Source organism: Streptomyces sp. NPDC006259 (assembly GCF_042870975.1).
Classification (GTDB): Bacteria; Actinomycetota; Actinomycetes; order Streptomycetales; family Streptomycetaceae; genus Streptomyces.
On sequence record NZ_JBIAHY010000001.1, the window covers coordinates 1,436,068 to 1,456,340 of the forward strand.

Consider the following 20,273-nt stretch of genomic DNA (forward strand, 5'->3'; position numbering starts at 1 on the left):
GCGCCTCACACGGCCACGACTGCTTCCCGGCTCCTCACGCGAGGCAGCCACGGGAAGGGGTCACGAGCCCACGGCTCGCGGCCGCTGTTCGCGGCCGCCCGTTCCCGCCACCGCTCGTGACTACTTCTTGCGCCGACGCCCGGCCTTGGCCTGCTTACGCCGCTCCGCGCGCGTCAGACCGTCCGCCTCCGACCGCACGGGCTCCTCGTCGTCGCCGAACTCGCCCTCGATGGTGCCGCCCTCGCCGTCCACGGTCGGCGCCGAGAAGTGCAGGTTCCGCCGCTGCGGGGCATCCAGACCCTTGGCGCGGATCTCCGGACGCACCTGCGCCGGCACCACGTCCTGCTTCTCCATGTCGACCGGCGCCGCGTCCTCGACCGGCACCTCCTCGACCTGCTGCTCGACCTGGACCTCCAGGTTGAAAAGGTAGCCGACGGACTCCTCCTTGATGCCGTCCATCATCGCGGAGAACATGTCGAAGCCCTCGCGCTGGTACTCGACCAGCGGGTCCTTCTGCGCCATCGCGCGCAGGCCGATGCCCTCCTGGAGATAGTCCATCTCGTAGAGGTGCTCACGCCACTTGCGGTCCAGGACCGACAGCACGACACGCCGCTCCAGCTCGCGCATGATCTCGGAGCCGAGCTGCTTCTCCCGCGACTCGTACTGCTCACGGATGTCGTCCTTGATGGACTCGGCGATGAACTCGGCGGTCAGCCCCGCACGGTCACCGGCCGCCTCCTCCAGCTCGTCGACGGTGATCTTCACCGGGTACAGCTGCTTGAAGGCGCCCCAGAGCCGGTCGAGGTCCCAGTCCTCGGCGAAGCCCTCCGCGGTCTCCGCCGACACGTACGCGTCGATCGTGTCGTCCATGAAGTGGTGGATCTGCTCCTGGAGGTCCTCGCCCTCGAGGACCCGACGGCGCTCACCGTAGATGACCTCACGCTGACGGTTGAGCACCTCGTCGTACTTCAGGACGTTCTTACGCGTCTCGAAGTTCTGCTGCTCGACCTGCGACTGCGCGGACGCGATCGCGCGCGTGACCATCTTGTTCTCGATCGGCACGTCGTCCGGCACGTTCGCCATGGACATCACGCGCTCCACCATCTGCGCCTTGAACAGACGCATCAGGTCGTCGCCCAGCGACAGGTAGAAGCGGGACTCGCCCGGGTCCCCCTGACGGCCGGACCGACCGCGCAGCTGGTTGTCGATACGACGCGACTCGTGCCGTTCGGTGCCGAGCACGTACAGCCCGCCCAGCTCCTCGACCTGCTCCTTCTCCGCCCTGACGGCCTGCTCGGCCTTCTCCAGGGCGGCCGGCAGCGCCGCGGCCCACTCCTCGATGTGCTCCTCCGGGTCGAGACCGCGCTGACGCAGCTCCGCCTCGGCGAGGTCCTCCGGGTTGCCGCCCAGCTTGATGTCCGTGCCACGGCCGGCCATGTTCGTGGCCACCGTCACGGCGCCCTTGCGGCCCGCCTGCGCCACGATCTGCGCCTCGCGGTCGTGCTGCTTGGCGTTCAGCACCTCGTGCTGGACACCCCGCTTGCTGAGCTGCTGCGACAGGTACTCCGACTTCTCGACCGACGTCGTGCCGACGAGGATCGGCTGACCCTTCTCGTGCTTCTCGGCGATGTCGTCGACGACCGCGTCGAACTTGGCGACCTCGGTGCGGTAGATCAGGTCCGACTGGTCCTTGCGGATCATGGGCTTGTTCGTCGGGATCGGCACCACACCGAGCTTGTAGATCTGGTGGAACTCGGCGGCCTCGGTCATCGCCGTACCGGTCATGCCGGACAGCTTGTTGTAGAGGCGGAAGAAGTTCTGCAGGGTGATCGTCGCGAGCGTCTGGTTCTCGTCCTTGATGTCCACCCCTTCCTTCGCCTCGATCGCCTGGTGCATGCCCTCGTTGTAGCGGCGGCCCGCGAGGATACGGCCGGTGTGCTCGTCGACGATCATGACCTCGCCGTCGATGACGACGTAGTCCTTGTCCTTCTTGAAGAGTTCCTTCGCCTTGATGGCGTTGTTCAGGTAACCCACCAGAGGCGTGTTCACCGACTCGTAGAGGTTGTCGATGCCGAGCCAGTCCTCGACCTTGGCGACACCTGCCTCGTGGATGGCGACCGTGCGCTTCTTCTCGTCGACCTCGTAGTCGCCGGTCTCCTCCAGGCCCTTCAGCGGGTTGCCCGCCTCGCCGCGCTTGAGGCGCTGGACCAGCTTGGCGAAGTCGCCGTACCACTTCGTCGCCTGGTCCGCCGGACCCGAGATGATCAACGGCGTACGCGCCTCGTCGACCAGGATGGAGTCGACCTCGTCGACGATCGCGAAGTTGTGGCCGCGCTGGACCAGCTCGTCCTGGGACCACGCCATGTTGTCGCGCAGGTAGTCGAAGCCGAACTCGTTGTTCGTGCCGTACGTGATGTCACAGCTGTACTGCTCGCGGCGCTGGGCCGGCGTCATGTTGGCAAGGATGCAACCGACGGACAGACCGAGGAACTTGTGGACCCGGCCCATCATCTCGGAGTCGCGCTCGGCCAGGTAGTCGTTGACCGTGATCAGGTGGACGCCGTCACCCGACAGAGCGTTCAGATACGCGGGCAGCGTGCCGACCAGGGTCTTGCCCTCACCGGTCTTCATCTCGGCGACATAGCCGAGGTGCAGGGCCGCACCACCCATGATCTGCACGTCGTAGTGACGCTGGCCCAGAGCACGCTTGGCGGCCTCACGCACCGTGGCGAACGCCTCCGGCAGCAGGTCGTCCAGCGTCTCCCCATCGGCGTACCGCTGCTTGTACTCATCGGTGAGGGCCCGCAGCTCGGCGTCGGAGAGGTCGACGAAGTCCTCTTCGATGGAGTTGACCTGGTCCGCGATGCGGTGCAGCTTGCGCAGGATCTTGCCTTCGCCTGCACGCATGATCTTCGAGAGGACGGACACGGGGGTTGGTCTCCTTGCCGGTCGGGCCTGGGACGGTCGGTTTCATGTGACTCACTGAGCAACGGCCATCGTATGCGAGGACCCCGCCACGCCGGGAGGCCTGCCGTGACGCGGACCGCACACTGCCTCACGGCAGCGCCGAATTTCTCCTTCACAGGCACAACGGCCGGGGCCCGTCGATGGTGCCGCGCCCGCCGGACGAATTGCGCGAATTGTGATCACCCGCTCACGCAGCGCAAAAACATGGCGCCCGGCCCGTCCGCACCCGCAGAATCGGCCGATGGAGCCCGTCACCCTCACCACCGGCCGCCTCGTCCTGCGCCCGGTCGGCCCTCAGGACGCCGACGCGGTCCACGCCGCCGCCCAGGACCCCGACATCCAGCGCTGGACCACCATCCCCTCCCCCTACCTCCCCGAACACGCCCGCAGCTTCACCGAACAACTCGCCCCCGAGGGCTGGACGAACCGCTCGATGTTCACCTTCGGCGTCTTCCTCCCCGACAACAGCCTCACCGGCCTCCTCAGCCTCACCATGCGCTCCCTCGGCACCGCCGAGGTCGGCTTCTGGACCACCAAGGAACACCGCGGCCGCGGCTACACCACCGAGGCCACCCTCACCGCCGCCCGCTGGGCCTTCACCCACCTCGCCGTCGACCGCGTCGAATGGCGCGCCGAAGTCGGCAACAGCGCCTCCCGCGCGGTCGCCGAACACGCCGGCTTCACCCTCGAGGGCACCCTGCGCTCCGCCATCAACAACAAAGGCGTACGACGCGACTGCTGGGTGGCCTCCCTGCTCCCCTCGGACCTGGGCCTGCCCTCCGCGGCGCCCTACCTCCCGGCACCCCCCGACCCCACCCACCCCTGAACGCGGGCGAACCCGCAGCTCACCGCCCGCTGTCAGACCGACCGCCTATCGTGCGCACCATGACGACCCCGCCCCCCGCCACCGAACTCTCCGCGGCCGAGGCCCGCCGCATCGCCCTGCGCGCCCAGGGCTTCCTCGGCACCCCCGACCGCAGAGCCGGCGTCGGCGGCGTCCTGCGCCACCTCGGCGCGGTCCAGCTCGACACCATCTCCGTCCTCGCCCGGTCCCACGAACTCATCCCCTACGCCCGCCTCGGAGCCGTCGGCCGCACCACCGTCGAGAACGCCTACTGGAAGTCCACCCCCGGGGCCCGGCCCCACGCCTTCGAGTACTGGTCCCACGCCGCCTGCATCCTCCCCATCGAGGAGTGGCCCCACTTCGCCTTCCGCCGCCGCGCCTACCGCGACCGCCCGCACTGGAACCACACCCTCCCCACGGGCACGTACGAGCAGGTCATCGAGCAACTCCGCACCGAGGGCCCCCTCACCGCCACCGAACTGGGCGGCGCGAAGAGAACCAGCGAATGGTGGGACTGGTCCAGCACCAAGGTCGCCGTCGAACGCGCCCTGATGTACGGCGAAGTGGTCTGCGTCGAACGCCGCGGCTGGAAACGCGTCTACGACCTCGCCGAACGCGCCGTCCCCGCCGACCTGCTGCACGACGAACTCGACGACACCGAGTGCCTGCGCCGCCTGGTCGGCCTCGCCGGCCGCTCCCTCGGCGTCGGCACGCGCGCGGACATCGCCGACTACCACCGCCTCAGGGGCGAACAGGTCGACGCGGTGATCGCCGGCTCCGGCCTCGTCCCGGTCACCGTCGAGGGCTGGGGCAAACCGGCCTGGGCCGACCCGGCCGCCCTGGAGACACCTCCGCGCGGCCGCCACCGCACCACCCTGCTGTCCCCGTTCGACTCCCTCGTCTGGGAGCGGGCCCGCACCGAGCGGATCTTCGGCTTCACCCACCGCCTGGAGGCCTACGTGCCCAAGCCCAAGCGGATCCACGGCTACTTCGCCATGCCGGTACTCGCCGGCGGCCGGCTCGTCGGCCGCGTCGACCCCGCCCGCGAGGGCCGCACCCTGGTCGCCCGGCAGATCACCCTGGACGGCCCCAAGGCCGTACCCGCCGTCGCCCAGGCCCTGATCGAGGCGGCGAGCTGGGTGGACTGCACAGACGTACGAGTGGAGCGCGTCGACGCCCCCGAACTGCGCGTCCCCCTCACCCGGGAACTCGCCCGCGCCCTCGACTGACCGCAGCCCTAGCGGATCTCGAGAATCTTCTCCCGCATCGCGTACACCACCGCTTCCATCCTGGAGTGCAGCTGCAACTTCTCCAGAATGTTCCGCACATGGTTCTTCACGGTGTTCTCGGAGATGAACAACTCCTTGGCGATGTCCCGGTTGTTCATCCCCGTGGCCACGAGCTTCAGCACTTCCAGCTCACGGTCCGTCAGCCTCGGCGCGGGCACCAGCCTGCGCTCATCGGTCCGCTGGATCATCGATTTGAACTCGGTGAGCAGTTTCGACGCCATCGAAGGACTGATCTGCGACTGCCCGTCCGCCACCGCGCGAATGGCCGTGGCGACCTCGTCCGTGGAAATCTCCTTCAGGAGATAACCCGTCGCACCCGCCTTGATCGCCTCATAGAGATCGGCCTCCTCGTCGCTGATCGTCAACATGATGATCTTCGCGCTGGGAGCCACCTCCTTGATCGAGGTGCACGCCTCGATACCGCCGCGCTTCGGCATCCGTACGTCCATCAGCACGATGTCCGGCAGCAGATCGGCCGCCTTGTCCACGGCCTCCGCCCCGTCGCCCGCCTCACCGACGACCTGGATGTCCTCCTCCGCGGCGAGCACGATCTCCAGCCCACGGCGGAACAGGGCATGGTCGTCCACCACCAGCACCCTGATCGGCTCCTTGCGGGGAGCGCCCCCGTCCGGGCCCATGCCGACGACGCCACCTACGGCATCCCCGTCATGCATCGGTCCGAAGCTGTCCGCCATCGTTCCTCCCCCTGAAGGCTGTGGCCGTGGTCCAGTGCCATCGCCAACGCAAGGCAACGACCCACCGGTTGAGCCGTTGCCGCCATGATTCCATGCCCGGACGACAACGCGGTGACAGAGCCGTCCCCGAGGGGGCGCACACGGGTGCCCCTGGGGGCGCACACACGCTCCAGGGGCACCTGTTCAGCAGTCACCGGGGACGAGGTCAGCCGCCCAGCGTGCCGCCCGCCTCGGGGGCGTCCGCCTGAGTGACCATCGGGTCCGTGTTGAGGTGGATGACGCCGTAGTCGTAGGCGTGGCGCCGGTAGACGACGCTCGGCTCCTTCGTCTCGGAGTCGACGAAGAGGTAGAAGTCGTGCCCGACCAGCTCCATCTCGTAGAGAGCCTGGTCAAGAGTCATCGGGGCCGCCACGTGGGTCTTCTCGCGCACCACGAGCGGGCCGTCGCCCTGCACCTCCAGCGATCCGATCTTCTTCGTCGGCACGCTGTCGGAGTCGTCGGACGGGACGGGTTCGCCGTTGCTGCTGAGGGTCGCGACGCCGGGGACGTGGTCGGCGACCTCCGCCGCCGAGATCCGCCGCGCGCCCCGCCGGGTGTAACGCTTGTCGTGCTGCTTGCGCAGCTGTGCGTCCAGCTTCTCCGCCGCCAGATCGAGTGCCGCGTACGGGTCGCTGGCCGCTGCCTCCGCCCGGATCACCGGACCGCGGGAGCGAAGCGTGATCTCCACCCGGTCGCACCGGTCGGCCTGTCGCGGGTTGGGCTCCTTGGACACCTCGACGTCGAGGCTCATCACCTTGCCGTCGAGCTTCTGGATCTTCTCCAGCTTCAGCTTCTCGGCCACGTGCTTGCGGAACCGCTCGGGCACCTCGGTCTTGCGGCCCTTGACGACGATGTCCACGCAGAACTCCGTTCCCGGATCGCTCCGCGTCGACGGCGGAGCATCTCCCTTTTGCACCAGGCTCCGGTGGGCACCGGAACCGCGGACTCGGTGACTTCCACCTCCTCCTCCCCCATGGGCGACATCTCCACCCCAGGCGCTGCGGACGATTACCGAAACCACAGCACAGCATTCGGATTCGGGAGGTGTGGCCTGCGGCTTTCCCTCACAACCGAACATATCTCGCCCGGACGGATGGCGTCACCCTCTACTGCCGCGTACCTCCGTTCAGGTGAATTGGTCCCCTCAATACCTGCAACGACAAAAGTCCTCAGTCAGTTCCGGTTCATTTCGAAAGCGTCCGGTGGCGCCGCGACGACCGCCGCGCGCAACAGGCCGCCCGGACCTCCCGTCCGTGCCGCGCCCACCGCCCGCACCGGCACGGGGCCCGCGCCTCCCTTCCGTACTCCGGATGGTCGTACTCCTCTGCCTTCCCGAACAGCGCCCTCGTACACGGCCACCACGCCTTCTTCACGTCCCGCCCGCACGACCGCCCCCACCTCCCGCTCCCCGGCCATCGCCGCCCGCACGGCACGCGCCGCCTCCGCGAGCGAGGCCCCCGTCGTCACCACGTCGTCGACGAGCACCACCGCGCCCGCACCGCGCAGCAGCCGCGCGCCACCGGCCGCCACCGCCAGCGCGCCGACCAGATTGTGCAGCCGCTGCCGCGAGTTGAGCCCCGTCTGATCGGCCACCGGCCGCCGCTGCCGCAGCACCGCGGCCACCCGCACCGGCATCCCGGCCGCCCGCAACTCCGCCGCCGCGGCCAACGCGATCCGCCGGGCCGGATCATGACCACGAGAACGGGTCGCCCGGCGCGCGGAGGGGACGGGGACGAGAAGAACGGCTCGCGGTGAGCAGGGTGGGGGCCCCTCCCCCTCCCCCTCCACCCCCGCCTCCCCCAACCCCGCCCGCACCGCCCCCGCCAACGCCGTCCCCAGCGGTCGCGTCAGCGCCAGCGCGCCGCGCTCCTTGTGGGCCAGCAGCACGGCCCGTACCTCGTCCGCGTACCGGGCGGCCGCGTGCACCGCGGGCAGCCCGGGCGGCTCGGGATCCGGCCGTACCCGACGGGGCACACCGCCGTGGAGGGCCGCGCGGCACTCGGCGCAGAGCACCGTGCGAGCCGTGCCGCAGCCGCCGCACTCGGCCGGAAGCACCAGGCCGGACAGGTCCTGCCACCACCGCCGAACGCTTTCCACACGGGTCACTGTGCCAAGGCGGGTGAGGGCCTGCCACCCCTGTGGAAAACCTCCGGCACCTCCGGCACCGCTTGTGGACAACTTCCGCGGGGCGGGAAAGGCCCGGGACCGGGGAGCGAGCGTCGCCGCTCCCGCCCGGCCGCTGTCGGAGACCGCCTCAAGGAGCTGTACGACCAGGCCGGACGGCAAAGGTCTGTACGACCAGGCCGGACGGCGAAGAGCCGTACGACCAAGCCGGACGGGCGCCTCCCTCAGGAAGACGCCCGTCGGACGGCGGCGGCCGGCCTCAGCCCGGATAGAAGGCGACCGACCCGGTCTCCTGCAGCGTCCGCCAGCCGCTTCCGCCGGGCAGCCACAGCAGGCCCTCCTTGGAGGTGGCGAAGAGGGGTGCCTCGCTGTCCTCGGAGGCGGCGATGCTCGTGACCTCGGTGAGGCCGGGCAGCGTCCCGGTCTCGGGGATCGAGCCGTCGCACTGGACGTACTGGACCTGTTCGACTCCGCCGGCTTCGCGGCCGACGACGACGAGCCGGTTGTCCCCGGCCCAGGACATGGCGGTGACCTGTTCCAGGTCGGGGGTGGCGGAGCGCAGTTCCTGCACGGCGACGGTGGGCCGCTCGCCGGTCTTGTCTCGTTCGATCCGTCCGATGAGCAGGGTCTGCTTGCCGCCCCGGTCGACGACGAGCGCGATCCGTACGCCGTCCGCGGCGACCCGTACGGTGGTGATCCGTCCGTCGAGGCCGGGGGTGAGGACCTCCAGCGGTTCGCCGCCGCCCTTCTGCAGCAGGAGCAGGCGCGGGTCGGCGGGGTCGCGGTCGGCGATCCACAGATCGCCCTGGCCGTCCCAGCTGGGTGTGGTCAGCCGGTCGGTCTCGGTCTTGCCCTTGCTCTGGAGTACGGGTTCGCCGAGGGAGTTGCCGGCGACGGTGGAGGTGACGTAGAGCGTCTTGCCGTCGAGGGCCACGCCGGCCGCGCTGCGTTCGTCACGGGCCACGGCGACCGAGCGCAGCGCTGTGCTGCCGTCGCCGAGTACGCCGGGTACCAGCTCGGACCTGGCGCTGTCGCCGGTGTTCGTCATGCGTACCAGCCGGTGGCGGGCGTCGATGAAGTAGAGGTAGTCGGGGCGGTTCTCCGCTCCGCGTCCGGCGACGGTGGTGGCCCGCTCCTCGGCGAGGGAGCAGAGCTGGTTCCCGCCGGCGCGTATCTCGACCTCGTCGACGGTGGGGTTGAGGCTCTGGAGCGTGAACAGGAGCTGGGCGGCCATCTCGTCGCACTTGCCGTGCCCGATCCGGGCCGCCTTGTCGTTGAGCGGCACGGTGAGCTTGTTCTGGTCGTCGGGTGCCAGGGAGGTGACGCCCTTGCCGAGTGCGGTGCCGGTGGGGAAGCTGGAGCGGACCACGGGCCGCAGCCAACTGGTGGGTCCGCCGAGCAGGGAGCGCACCATCTCGGTCATGGGGTCGACGCGTTCGCGGACGTACACGGGGTCGGCGACGGCCATGGGCTGTCCGGAACCGGCGGACGTGGTGTGGGAGGCGAAGTAGTACTTGTTGAGCGACATGTAGTTGCGCTGGAAGTCCGACTTGCCCATGACGACACCTTCGGGCAGCGTGTCGATGCGCCAGTGTCCGGTCTTCTTGTCGCGCGTGAGGTGCACCGTCTGGTCGTAGTCGCCGGAAGCGGGCGTGTACGACTGCTGCGCGTCGATGGTGGCGACCCGGGTGCCGGTCAGTCTGAACGCGAAGTCGTCGCTGTTCTCCCTGCCGCCCGCGCGGTCGGCCTGGGTGCCCGGCCCGTCCGCGAGGACGGTGGTGGAGCGTTCGGGGCGCCATGTCTGCGCGGCGCTGGTGGTGAGGTACTGGCGTGCGGTCGAGTAGCCGGGGTCGTCACTGGTCAGGGCTTCGAGGAAGCCCTGGACGATCTCGGCGGGCGGGGCGTCGTCGCGGGGCGGCAGGGCGAACACCCGGACCTGTGTGTCCTGGCGGGGGGTGGATTCCACGCCGCGCAGGTCGCCGCTGTCGGGCATCGAGGCGCACCCCGCCAGCAGTACGACGCCACAGGCGGCGTACGCCGTCGCGCGCACCGGCGTGCGCCGGCGGCTCCCCTCGCGGTCAGCGCCCACGGAATGCCTCTCCTTGTTCGTTCGCGCCGTCGGTTTGCCTGGAGGTCCGGCCGGGCGCCTCACCGTGTGTCCTGTCGCTGCTCGGCGGGCCGGGGTCCGGGGGGCGTGTGCCGGAGGCGGGCCGGGGCACGACGCGTGCGCCGCTGCCGGGCAGTGCCGTCGGGTCGGCGGTGGGGGCCACCGTGCCCTGGCGGGGTGCCAGGGGCGCCCGTCCGGGCGATCGCTGCTCACCGGCGGGCTGCACCGGCACGGTGGCGCTCTTCTCGCTTCCGCCGCGCGGCAGGCCGGCTTCGTGGAGTCCGCGGTTGCGGCGGGAGTCCTTGGGTTCCAGGGGTATCGGTGAGCCTCGGAGGGGTTCGTCCGCGGTCCTGGGCAGGGTGAGCCGGAACTGTGAGCCGCCGCCGGGTTCGCCCCAGGCCTGGAGCCAGCCGCCGTGCAGGCGGGCGTCCTCCAGGGCGATGGACAGGCCGAGTCCGGTGCCGCCGGTGGTGCGCGCGCGGGCCGGGTCGGCGCGCCAGAAGCGGCTGAACACGCGGGTGGCCTCGCCGGGCTTGAGTCCGACTCCGTAGTCGCGGACGGCGATGGCGACGGCTCCGCCGGCGCTGGCGAGTTTGACGACGACGTCCTTGCCGTCCCCGTGTTCGACGGCGTTGACGACGAGGTTGCGCAGGACGCGTTCCACCCGGCGGGCGTCGGCCTCGGCCACCACGGGCTGCTGGTCGCCGCGGACGCGTATGGACGTGCCCTTGCGTTCGGCGAGCGGGGCGGCTCCGCTGACGACACGGCGTACGACTTCGCGCAGGTCGACGGGTTCGGCCTCGAGCGCGGCGGCGCCGGCGTCGAAGCGGCTGATCTCCAGGAGGTCGGCGAGGAGGGATTCGAAGCGGTCGAGCTGGTCGGCGAGGAGTTCCGCCGAGCGGGCGGTGACGGGATCGAAGTCCTCGCGGGCCTCGTGGATGACGTCGGCCGCCATCCGTACGGTCGTCAGGGGTGTGCGCAGCTCGTGCGACACGTCGGAGACGAACCGGCGCTGCATCCGGGAGAGGTCCTCCAGCTGCTGGATCTTCAGCTGAAGGTTCTGCGCCATCTTGTTGAAGGCCTCGCCGAGCCGTGCGATGTCGTCCTCGCCGGTGACCTTCATACGTTCCTGGAGGTGTCCGGCGGAGAGTCGCTCGGCGATCCCGGCGGCCATCCGCACGGGGGTGACGACCTGTCGCACGACGAGCCAGGCGATGGCTCCGAGGAGGACGACGACGAAGAGTCCGGCGGTGGCGAGGGTGCCCCGGACCAGGCTGAGGGACTTCTCCTCCTGGGTGAGCGGGAAGAGGTAGTACAGCTCGTAGGGGTCGCCGTTGGGGTCGTTGACCCGTTTGCCGATGACGAGGGCCGGCTGGGACTCCTTGTCGCTGAGGTAGATGATGCGGGAGTACCTCTGGACGGCGCCGGTACTGCTGTTGACGCGCTCGCGCAGGACCTCGGGGACGCTCTTGTTGGGGTCCACGGAGCCGGAGGCTCGTGGTCCGCGTCCGCCGCCGCTGTCGTCGCCGGGGGGCAGGGTGACCACGTCGAAGGCGCCCTGGCCGCCGCTGGACAGCGACAGCACCAGTTCGCTCATCCATTCGATGACGTTCTGGGAGGCGCGGCCGTCCGGGCTGTTGCCGTCGTCGGCGGCGGTTCCGGCCGCTTCGTCGGCCTTCTGCTTGGCCACGGCGAAGCCGCCGGTGGCCTGGCTCTGGGAGGCCTTGACCTTGGCGTCGAGCAGCCCGTTGCGGACCTGGCCGATGACGACGAAGCCCAGCAGCAGGACGACGCCCAGCGACATCAGCAGAGTCGTGACGACGACCTTGAGCTGGATGTTGCGCCGCCACAGCCGCATGACGGGCAGCAGTGGCCGGCGCGCCAGGCGCAGCAGCAGGCGCAGGACGGGGCTGTTCCGCACGCCGCCCTGGAGCAGCCCGCCGGCGAGGAAGCGGGCGAAGCGCGATCGCGTCTGCCGCGGGCCGACAGGCCGCTCCGGACGGGCCCCGGACCGGCCGGGGGCCGAAGCGGCACTGTCCCCGGACATGTCAGCTCGGTCCGGCCTTGTAACCGACGCCACGGACGGTCACCACGATCTCCGGCCGCTCCGGGTCCTTCTCGACCTTGGAGCGCAGCCGCTGTACGTGCACGTTGACCAGGCGGGTGTCGGCGGCGTGCCGGTAGCCCCATACCTGCTCGAGCAGTACTTCCCGCGTGAACACCTGCCATGGCTTGCGGGCCAGCGCGACCAGCAGGTCGAACTCCAGCGGGGTCAGCGCGATCGACTGCCCGTCCCGCTTCACGGAGTGACCGGCCACGTCGATGACGAGGTCACCGATGGTGAGCTGTTCCGGAGCGGGCTCCTCGGACCTCCGCAGCCGTGCCCGGATCCGGGCGACCAGCTCCTTCGGCTTGAACGGCTTCACGATGTAGTCGTCGGCGCCCGATTCGAGACCCACGACGACATCGACGGTGTCGCTCTTGGCCGTGAGCATGACGATCGGCACCCCGGACTCCGCCCTGATCAGGCGGCACACCTCGATGCCGTCCCGTCCGGGCAGCATCAGGTCCAGCAGCACCAGGTCGGGCTTCGCCTCACGGAAAGCGGCCAGCGCCTTGTCGCCGTCGGCTACGAAAGACGGCTCAAAACCTTCACCACGCAGCACAATGCCGAGCATCTCGGCCAGTGCGGTGTCGTCGTCGACGACAAGGACTCGTCCCTTCATAAACGACATCATCCCATTCTCATAACAGTGACGGTGTCGCTGGTGAGCGAGGTCACTGGCCCGTGACGATAGTCGTAGGGAACGGTCACTGTCTGCCCCGGCCCCCGGCAGCGCGACCAGCGCCCGCCCCGGGGCCGTCGGCAGACCCCGTACGGCAGGGGACCGAGGCCGCCCCGGGGCCGTCGGCAGACCCCGTACGGCAGGGCACCAAGATCGCCCCGAGGGCGGCGGCAGATCCCGTACGGCAGGGGACCGAGGCCGCCCGCAGGCGGCCGGTGCCTCAGTCGGTGGTCACGCGCCGTGCCCTGGCGCACACCTCCGCGAGCGCCTCCGCCGTCACCGGCGAGATCACACCCTCCTCCGTGACGATCGCCGTGACCAGCTCCGGCGGCGTCACGTCGAAGGCCGGGTTGTACGCCTGCGTCCCCAGGGGCGCCACCGGGATCCCGCCGCCCGCTCCCGACACGGGTGCCTGCGGCGCGGCCATCTCCGTCACCTCGAACCCGGGCCGCTGCTCCACCTCGATCGACGCCCCGTCGGGGGTGTCCGGGTCGACCGTCGTCAGCGGCGCCACCACGATGAACGGCACGTGGTGGTACCGGGCGAGCACGGCGAGCGGATAGCTCCCCACCTTGTTCGCCACCGACCCGTCGGCCGCGATGCGGTCGGCCCCGATCAGCACCGCGTCCACCTCGCCCGCCGCGAACAGCGACCCCGCCGCGTTGTCGGTGAGCAGCGTGTACGCCATGCCCCGGCGCGCCGCCTCGTACGCCGTCAGCCGGGCGCCCTGGAGCAGCGGACGCGTCTCGTCCACCCACAGCCGCCGCAGCTTTCCCGCCCGGTGGGCCGCGAGGGTCACCGCGAACGCGGTTCCCTCGCCGCCCGACACCAGCGAACCGGTGTTGCAGTGCGTGAGGACCCGGTGCCCGCCGCCGGGCAGCAGCTCGTCGAGGAGCGCCAGCCCGTGCTCGGCCATTCGGGCGCTCGCCTCGGCGTCCTCCCGGTGCAGCTGCCGTGCCGCGGCCAGCGCCGCCCGGGCGCCGGCCTCCGGGCCGCCGCCCCCGGCGATCGCCGCCTGGTAGGCGTCGCGGGCCCGGCGCACGCCGACGGACAGGTTCACCGCGGTGGGCCGGGCCCCCGCGAGCGCGTCCGCCGCCTCGTCCACGGCGAAGCCGCGCGCGGCGGCGAGCGCGACGCCGTACGCCCCCGCGATCCCCAGCAGTGGCGCCCCGCGCACGGCGAGCGAACCGATCGCCTCCACCAGCGCCGACGCATCGGTACAGACCAGCTCCACCTCCTCGGACGGCAGCCTCGTCTGGTCGAGAAGCACCAGCACGGGACCTTCGGGTGGTTCCTCCCAGCGGATCGTCGGTGCCTCGGTGGGCCGCTTGTCATCGCCGGATCGCGCGTACTGATCAGCCATGCCGTCAGTGTGCCCGTTATCCGCCGGACAATCGAAGCAGCGCAGCCCGGACCGCGGCCGATCCGCCGTCGGCCACCCCATGGCACGATGGCTCCCAACCTGCCGCCGCGACCGCGGACGGGCACCGTGAAGGAGCGACGATGAACGACACTCCGGGCTGGGCCTCGCCCGGATCCGCCCCGTCCGACGGACAGGAGCCCGGGACGTCCACGCCTCCCGAGCCCGCCGGCCGACCCGGCGGCACGCAGCCCGCGGGCCCGCCGGCCACGGACCCGCCGCGCCCCGGCACCCAGTGGTCCCCCCAGCAGCCGCCGCCCGGCCAGTGGTCCGCGCCGACAGGCCCCCAGAACCCGGGCCTGACCCCTCCGCCACCACCCCCCGGCCCCGGCTGGGGCACCCGCCCGCCCACCGGCCCCGGCTACGGCGGCCCCACCGGCCCCGGCGGCTGGGGCGGCGGCTGGAGCGGTCCTCCGCCCGCGGCCAAGCCAGGTGTCATCCCGCTGCGCCCGCTCGGCGTGGGCGAGATCCTCGACGGCGCCGTCTCCACCATGCGCACCTACTGGCGGACGGTCCTCGGCATCTCCCTGACCGTGGCCCTCGTCGTCGAGGTGGCCGTCGTCCTCCTGCAGGGCCTGGTCCTGGACGAATCCACGAGCACCGCCGCCCTCGGCGACGCGAGTGCCACGGTCGACGAACAGCTCGACGCCATGGGCGCCGTCCTGCTCAACTCCGGCGTCATCTTCCTGGTCAGCCTGGTCGGCACCATCACCGCGACCGCGCTCCTCACGGCCGTCACCAGCCGTGCCGTCCTCGGCAAGCCGGTCACCAGCCGCGAGGCCTGGCGCGACGCCCGACCCCAACTGCTCAGACTGTTCGGCCTGATCCTCCTGCTGCTGCTGGCGGTGACCGCTGTCGCCGTCGTCTGCGTCCTGCCGGGCGCCCTGCTGGGCGGCGCCGCGGGCGACGCCCTCACCGCGCTGGGCAGCATCGCGTCGGTCGTCGCCGCGGTGTCGCTGCTGGTCCGCTTCTCCCTCGCCTCGCCCGCGCTGATGCTGGAGAAGCAGGGCATCAGGAAGGCCCTGACCCGCTCCGCGAAGCTCGTCCGCGGCTCCTGGTGGCGGGTCTTCGGCATCCAGGTGCTCTCCCTGCTCATCGCGAACATCGTCGCCATGATCATCGCCGTGCCCTTCGCCCTCCTCGGCGCCGCTCTCAGCCCCGGCGGGCTCAGCTCCTTCACGGACACCGACACCGAACTCGGCTGGACGTACCTCATCGTCAGCGGAGTCGGCTCGGTCATCGGCTCCCTCATCACCTTCCCGATCACGGCGGGCGTCGCCGTGCTCCTCTACGTCGACCAGCGCATCCGCCGCGAGGCCCTCGACCTCGACCTGGCCCGCGCCGCCGGCGTCCAGGGCTACGGAACGAACACCCCCGGCACCCCCGCCCGGAGCTGATGCGGTGAGCTTCGCGGGGGAAGTTCTCACAGCGGCACCGGCAGGCCCGCCCACGCAGACACCCCCCGGCACGGCCGGTACGGCCCCGACGGCCCTGTCGGGCGCCGCCGGCCGTGCCGCGCACGCCCTGCCGCGAGCCACCGACGGCTCCCCGCCGTGGTGGACCCGCTCGGGCGCCGAACCGCCGGTGACCGTCCCGCGCGATCCCGCACGCGAGGCGGCCCGTCGTGAGCTGTCCAAGCGCCTGTACCACGAGAACGACCCCAGCCTGATCGAGCGCGCCCTGAACACGTTCTGGGACTGGCTCGACAGCCTGTTCCGCGCCGCCTCGACCGCCGCCCCCGGCGGCATGGTGGGACTGGTGGTCGTCGTCCTGGCCGTCACCGCCGTCGTGGCCGCCCTCTGGTGGCGCCTCGGCACTCCCCGCCGCGGACCCGCCTCGGCGGCCGCCCTGTTCGACGACCGCCCCCGCAGCGCCGCCGACCACCGGGCGGCCGCCGAGGCACACGCCGCCCAGCGCCACTGGAACCAGGCCGTCCAGGAACGCATGCGCGCCATCGTCCGCGCACTGGAGGAACGCGCCCTCCTCGACACCCGCCCAGGCCGCACCGCCGACGAGGCCGCCGCCGAAGCCGGCCTCACCCTCCCCGCCCACACCGGCCGACTCCGCTCCGCCGCACGGGACTTCGACGACGTCACGTACGGCGGCCGCACCGCGACCGAGCAGGCGTACCACCGCATCGCCGACCTCGACCGCGACCTGGACACCACCAGGCCCCGGCTCACCCACAGCACCACCCCCGACACCGCACGGCACGCCCGCCAGGGGACCGAATGACGACCGAGGCCACGCCCCCGCCCACCTCGGCCTCGCCCACCGCCCGCCAGGTGTGGACCCGCTCGCGCGGCGTCGCCCTCGCCCTCGTCCTCCTCCTGACCGGCGCCGCGCTCCTCGCCCTCCTCCGCTCCGAAGCCCGCCACGGCGCCCTCGATCCCCGCTCCGCGGAGCCCTCCGGCAGCCGCGCCCTCGCCGAACTCCTCGCCGACCACGGCGTCTCCACCCGCGTCGTCACCACGCTGGCCGAGGCCCGTGCCGCGACGAACCGCTCCACCACCCTCCTGGTCGCCGCACCCGACCTCCTGACGGGACGCCAGCAGCGGAACCTGCAATCGTCGACAGCCGACACCGGCGGCCGCACGGTCCTCGTCGCCCCCGGCACCTGGTCCGTCGAAACCCTCGCCCCCGGCATCACCGCCGCCCTCGCCACCAGCCGCGACTCCACCCTCGACCCCGACTGCGCGCTGCCCGCCGCACAACGCGCGGGCCGTGCCGACACCGGCGGCATCCGCTACACCACCACCCGGCCCGACGCCGAAGAGTGCTACCCCAGCAACCGCCTGGCCACCCTGGTGCGCCTCCCGGACCCCACCGGCGACGGCGACACGGTCGTCCTGGGCGCGCCCGACATCCTCCACAACGACCGCCTCGACGAGCAGGGCAACGCCTCCCTCGCCCTCCAACTCCTCGGCTCCCGCCCTCATCTCGTCTGGTACCTCCCCTCGCTCTCCGACCCCTCCGCCGCGGACCAGGACGAGACGAGAGGCTTCTTCGACCTCATCCCCTCCGGATGGCTCTGGGGCACGCTGCAACTCTTCGTCGCGGCAACCCTCGCCGCCCTGTGGCGGGCACGCCGACTCGGCCCCCTCGTGCCCGAAAGACTCCCCGTCGCGATCCGCGCCTCCGAAACCGCCGAAGGCCGCGCCCGCCTCTACCGCAAGGCCAACGCGCGCGACCGCGCGGCCACCGTTCTTCGCTCCGCCACCCGCACCCGCCTCGCCCCTCTCGTAGGCGTCCCCGTCAGCCAGGCACACACGCCCGAGACCCTCGTCCCCGCCCTGTCCGCACACCTCGCAGACGGACAGTCCCCGCACCTCCTCCTCTTCGGTCCGCCACCCGCCGACGACACGGGCCTGATCGCCCTCGCCGACCGACTCGACGCCCTCGAAAGAGAGGTACGCCGTCCATGATGGACCCGACCACCGACACCGCCGGGACCGCCGAGGACCCCGGCAGTGCCCGCGCCTCCCTGGAAGCCCTGCGCGCCGAGATCGCCAAGGCCGTGGTCGGCCAGGACCCCGCCGTGACCGGCCTCGTCGTCGCTCTCCTCTGCCGCGGACACGTACTCCTCGAAGGAGTCCCCGGAGTGGCCAAAACGTTGCTCGTCCGCGCCCTCGCCTCCGCACTGGAACTCGACACCAAACGCGTCCAGTTCACCCCCGACCTCATGCCGGGCGACATCACCGGCTCCCTCGTCTACAACGGCCGCAGCGCCGAGTTCTCCTTCCAGCCCGGCCCCGTCTTCACGAACCTCCTGCTCGCCGACGAGATCAACCGCACCCCGCCGAAGACCCAGTCCTCCCTCCTCGAAGCCATGGAGGAACGCCAGGTCACCGTCGACGGCACGCCCCGCCCCCTCCCCGACCCGTTCCTGGTCGCCGCGACCCAGAACCCCGTCGAGTACGAAGGCACCTATCCCCTCCCCGAAGCACAGCTGGACCGTTTCCTCCTCAAGCTCACGGTCCCCCTCCCCTCCCGCCAGGACGAGATCGACGTCCTCACCCGCCACGCCGAGGGCTTCGACCCACGCGACCTGCACGCCGCCGGCGTACGCCCGGTGGCCGGCCCCGCAGACCTCGCAGCAGCCCGCGCCGCGGTCGCCGCGACCACCGTCTCCCCCGAGATCACGGCCTACGTCGTCGACATCTGCCGAGCCACCCGGGAATCCCCCTCCCTCACCCTCGGCGTGTCGCCGCGCGGCTCGACGGCTCTCCTCTCCACCTCCCGCGCCTGGGCCTGGCTGACCGGCCGCGACTACGTCATCCCCGACGACGTCAAAGCCCTCGCCCTGCCCACCCTGCGCCACCGCGTCCAACTCCGCCCGGAGGCCGAAATGGAAGGCGTCACCGCCGACTCGGTCATCACCGCGATCCTCACCCACGTCCCCGTCCCCCGCTGATGGCACTCACCGGACGCACCGCCCTCCTCGCCGCCCTCGGCTCCCTCCCCGTCGCCCTCTGGGAACCCAGCTGGACCGGCGTCCTCGCGGTGAACGCCCCCCTGGTCGTCGCCTGCGCCTGCGACTTCGCCCTGGCAGCCCCCGTGCGCCACCTGCGCCTCACCCGCTCCGGCGACACGTCCGCCCGCCTGGGCGACACGGCCGACGTCACCCTCACCATCACCAATCCCTCCCGCCGCCCCCTGCGCGCCCACCTCCGCGACGCCTGGCCCCCCAGCAGCTGGCAGCCCGGCACCGAAGTCGCCGCTTCCCGCCACACGGTCACCGTCCCCGTCGGCGAACGCCGCCGCATCACCACACGTCTGCGCCCCACCCGTCGAGGCGACCGCCACGCCGACCGCGTCACCCTGCGCTCCTACGGCCCCCTGCGCCTCCTCTCCCGCCAGGGCACGCACGAGGTTCCCTGGGCGGTACGGGTTCTTCCCCCGTTCGCCAGCCGGAAGCACCTGCCCGCGAAACTCGCTCGTCTGCGTGAACTCGACGGCCGCACCAGCGTCCTGACCCGCGGCGAAGGCACAGAGTTCGACAGCCTCCGTGAATACGTTCCCGGAGACGACACCCGGTCCATCGACTGGCGCGCCACCGCCCGCCGGACCACGGTCGCCGTCCGCACCTGGCGTCCCGAACGCGATCGCCACGTCCTCCTGGTCCTCGACACCGGCCGCACCTCCGCGGGCCGGGTGGGCGACGCCCCCCGCCTGGACGCCTCCATGGACGCCGCCCTGCTCCTGGCCGCCCTCGCATCCCGCGCCGGCGACCGCGTCGACCTCCTCGCCTACGACCGCCGCGTCCGCGCCCTCGTTCAGGGCCGCCCAGCCCGGGACGTCCTCCCCGCTCTGGTGAACGCCATGGCATCCCTCGAACCGGAGCTGGTCGAGACAGACGCGCGCGGTCTCACCGCCACAGCTCTGCGCACCGCCCCCCGCAGTTCGTTGATCGTCCTGTTGACCACTCTCGATGCCGCTCCGGTCGAGGAGGGCCTCCTCCCGGTCCTCCCGCAACTCACCCGACGCCACACAGTCCTGGTGGCCTCGGTGACCGACCCGCACATCGCCCGCATGGCCACATCACGAGGCACCGCCGACGCGGTGTACGAAGCAGCGGCCGCCGCACAGGCCCAAGCGGAACGTCTCCGCACCTCGGAACAACTCCGCCGCCACGGAGTCACCGTCGTCGACGCCACCCCGGACGAACTCGCGCCGGCATTGGCCGATGCCTATCTCGCGCTGAAAACGGCAGGTCGCCTGTAACGCAAAAAGGGCTCCCCGAAGGGAGCCCTCATACCTCGAAGCAGACCGTGAACGCAGAAAACCCCCGTGCCTGAAGGCACGGGGGTTTTCCCAAAAATTGTTCGGCGGCGTCCTACTCTCCCACAGGGTCCCCCCTGCAGTACCATCGGCGCTGTAAGGCTTAGCTTCCGGGTTCGAAATGTAACCGGGCGTTTCCCTCACGCTATAACCACCGAAACACTATGAAACTGTCGAACGATGCCACACCACGCTCTGTGGAACGTGGGGCTGTTCGTGGT

Annotated in this window: 15 protein-coding genes and 1 rRNA gene; 7 read left to right on the forward strand and 9 right to left on the reverse strand. The window is 71.3% G+C overall.

Annotated elements, in window-relative coordinates:
• Nucleotides 1–120: 120 nt before the first annotated feature.
• Nucleotides 121–2,928 carry a preprotein translocase subunit SecA gene (secA, locus tag ACFYO5_RS06045; protein WP_356569462.1) on the reverse strand — a complete coding sequence of 936 codons (2,808 nt, stop codon included), beginning with the start codon at nt 2,926–2,928 and terminating at the stop codon, nt 121–123.
• Between the two features lie 280 nt (nt 2,929–3,208).
• Here secA and ACFYO5_RS06050 point away from each other — a divergent pair, with 280 nt between their 5' ends.
• Both ACFYO5_RS06050 and ACFYO5_RS06055 read left to right on the forward strand, forming a co-directional pair.
• Nucleotides 3,209–3,793 (forward strand): GNAT family N-acetyltransferase, encoded by a 585-nt coding sequence (locus ACFYO5_RS06050; RefSeq protein WP_356569460.1) that lies wholly within the window; start codon nt 3,209–3,211, stop codon nt 3,791–3,793.
• A 59-nt stretch (nt 3,794–3,852) separates the two neighbouring features.
• Nucleotides 3,853–5,040 (forward strand): winged helix-turn-helix domain-containing protein, encoded by a 1,188-nt coding sequence (locus ACFYO5_RS06055; protein ID WP_388704635.1) that lies wholly within the window; start codon nt 3,853–3,855, stop codon nt 5,038–5,040.
• An 8-nt stretch (nt 5,041–5,048) separates the two neighbouring features.
• On the opposite strand, the gene ACFYO5_RS06060 is transcribed toward ACFYO5_RS06055, so the two are convergent.
• The 7 genes from ACFYO5_RS06060 to mtnA form a co-directional block, all read right to left on the reverse strand.
• Nucleotides 5,049–5,795: a response regulator transcription factor gene (locus ACFYO5_RS06060; RefSeq protein ID WP_356569457.1), complete on the reverse strand. Its 747-nt coding sequence runs from the start codon at nt 5,793–5,795 to the stop codon at nt 5,049–5,051.
• A 205-nt stretch (nt 5,796–6,000) separates the two neighbouring features.
• Nucleotides 6,001–6,693, reverse strand: coding sequence for a ribosome hibernation-promoting factor, HPF/YfiA family (gene hpf, locus ACFYO5_RS06065; RefSeq protein ID WP_356569455.1), 693 nt, complete (start codon nt 6,691–6,693; stop codon nt 6,001–6,003).
• Nucleotides 6,694–7,007: 314 nt separating this feature from the next.
• A complete protein-coding gene (locus ACFYO5_RS06070; RefSeq protein WP_388704638.1) occupies nt 7,008–7,931 on the reverse strand; it encodes a ComF family protein in 924 nt (307 codons plus the stop codon).
• 286 nt (nt 7,932–8,217) lie between these two features.
• Entirely contained in the window at nt 8,218–10,047 is a 1,830-nt protein-coding gene (locus ACFYO5_RS06075) for an LpqB family beta-propeller domain-containing protein (protein WP_388704641.1), read from the reverse strand.
• On the reverse strand, nt 10,037–12,112 hold the full coding sequence (gene mtrB / locus ACFYO5_RS06080) for an MtrAB system histidine kinase MtrB (RefSeq protein ID WP_388704644.1): 2,076 nt from the start codon (nt 12,110–12,112) through the stop codon (nt 10,037–10,039). Before mtrB ends, ACFYO5_RS06075 begins: the two co-directional genes overlap by 11 nt.
• Nucleotide 12,113: 1 nt before the next feature.
• Nucleotides 12,114–12,803, reverse strand: a complete 690-nt coding sequence (mtrA, locus tag ACFYO5_RS06085) for a two-component system response regulator MtrA (protein WP_005316841.1) — start codon at nt 12,801–12,803, stop codon at nt 12,114–12,116.
• Between the two features lie 268 nt (nt 12,804–13,071).
• Nucleotides 13,072–14,214: an S-methyl-5-thioribose-1-phosphate isomerase gene (gene mtnA, locus ACFYO5_RS06090; protein ID WP_356569447.1), complete on the reverse strand. Its 1,143-nt coding sequence runs from the start codon at nt 14,212–14,214 to the stop codon at nt 13,072–13,074.
• A gap of 140 nt (nt 14,215–14,354) precedes the next feature.
• On the opposite strand from mtnA, the gene ACFYO5_RS06095 reads away from it, so the two are divergent.
• The 5 genes from ACFYO5_RS06095 to ACFYO5_RS06115 all read left to right on the forward strand — a co-directional run bounded on the left by ACFYO5_RS06095 (nt 14,355) and on the right by ACFYO5_RS06115 (nt 19,995).
• Nucleotides 14,355–15,668 carry a hypothetical protein gene (locus ACFYO5_RS06095; RefSeq protein ID WP_388704649.1) on the forward strand — a complete coding sequence of 438 codons (1,314 nt, stop codon included), beginning with the start codon at nt 14,355–14,357 and terminating at the stop codon, nt 15,666–15,668.
• Nucleotides 15,669–15,795: 127 nt separating this feature from the next.
• Nucleotides 15,796–16,506 carry a DUF4129 domain-containing protein gene (locus ACFYO5_RS06100; RefSeq protein ID WP_388704758.1) on the forward strand — a complete coding sequence of 237 codons (711 nt, stop codon included), beginning with the start codon at nt 15,796–15,798 and terminating at the stop codon, nt 16,504–16,506.
• On the forward strand, nt 16,503–17,696 hold the full coding sequence (locus tag ACFYO5_RS06105; RefSeq protein WP_388704652.1) for a DUF4350 domain-containing protein: 1,194 nt from the start codon (nt 16,503–16,505) through the stop codon (nt 17,694–17,696). Before ACFYO5_RS06100 ends, ACFYO5_RS06105 begins: the two co-directional genes overlap by 4 nt.
• Nucleotides 17,696–18,685, forward strand: a complete 990-nt coding sequence (locus ACFYO5_RS06110) for a MoxR family ATPase (protein WP_356569544.1) — start codon at nt 17,696–17,698, stop codon at nt 18,683–18,685. The genes ACFYO5_RS06105 and ACFYO5_RS06110 overlap by 1 nt, the downstream gene beginning before the upstream one ends.
• A complete protein-coding gene (locus ACFYO5_RS06115) occupies nt 18,685–19,995 on the forward strand; it encodes a DUF58 domain-containing protein (RefSeq protein ID WP_388704655.1) in 1,311 nt (436 codons plus the stop codon). The genes ACFYO5_RS06110 and ACFYO5_RS06115 overlap by 1 nt, the downstream gene beginning before the upstream one ends.
• Nucleotides 19,996–20,094: 99 nt before the next feature.
• Here ACFYO5_RS06115 and rrf read toward each other — a convergent pair.
• Nucleotides 20,095–20,211: ribosomal RNA gene (rrf, locus tag ACFYO5_RS06120) — 5S ribosomal RNA — on the reverse strand.
• Nucleotides 20,212–20,273: the final 62 nt, after the last annotated feature.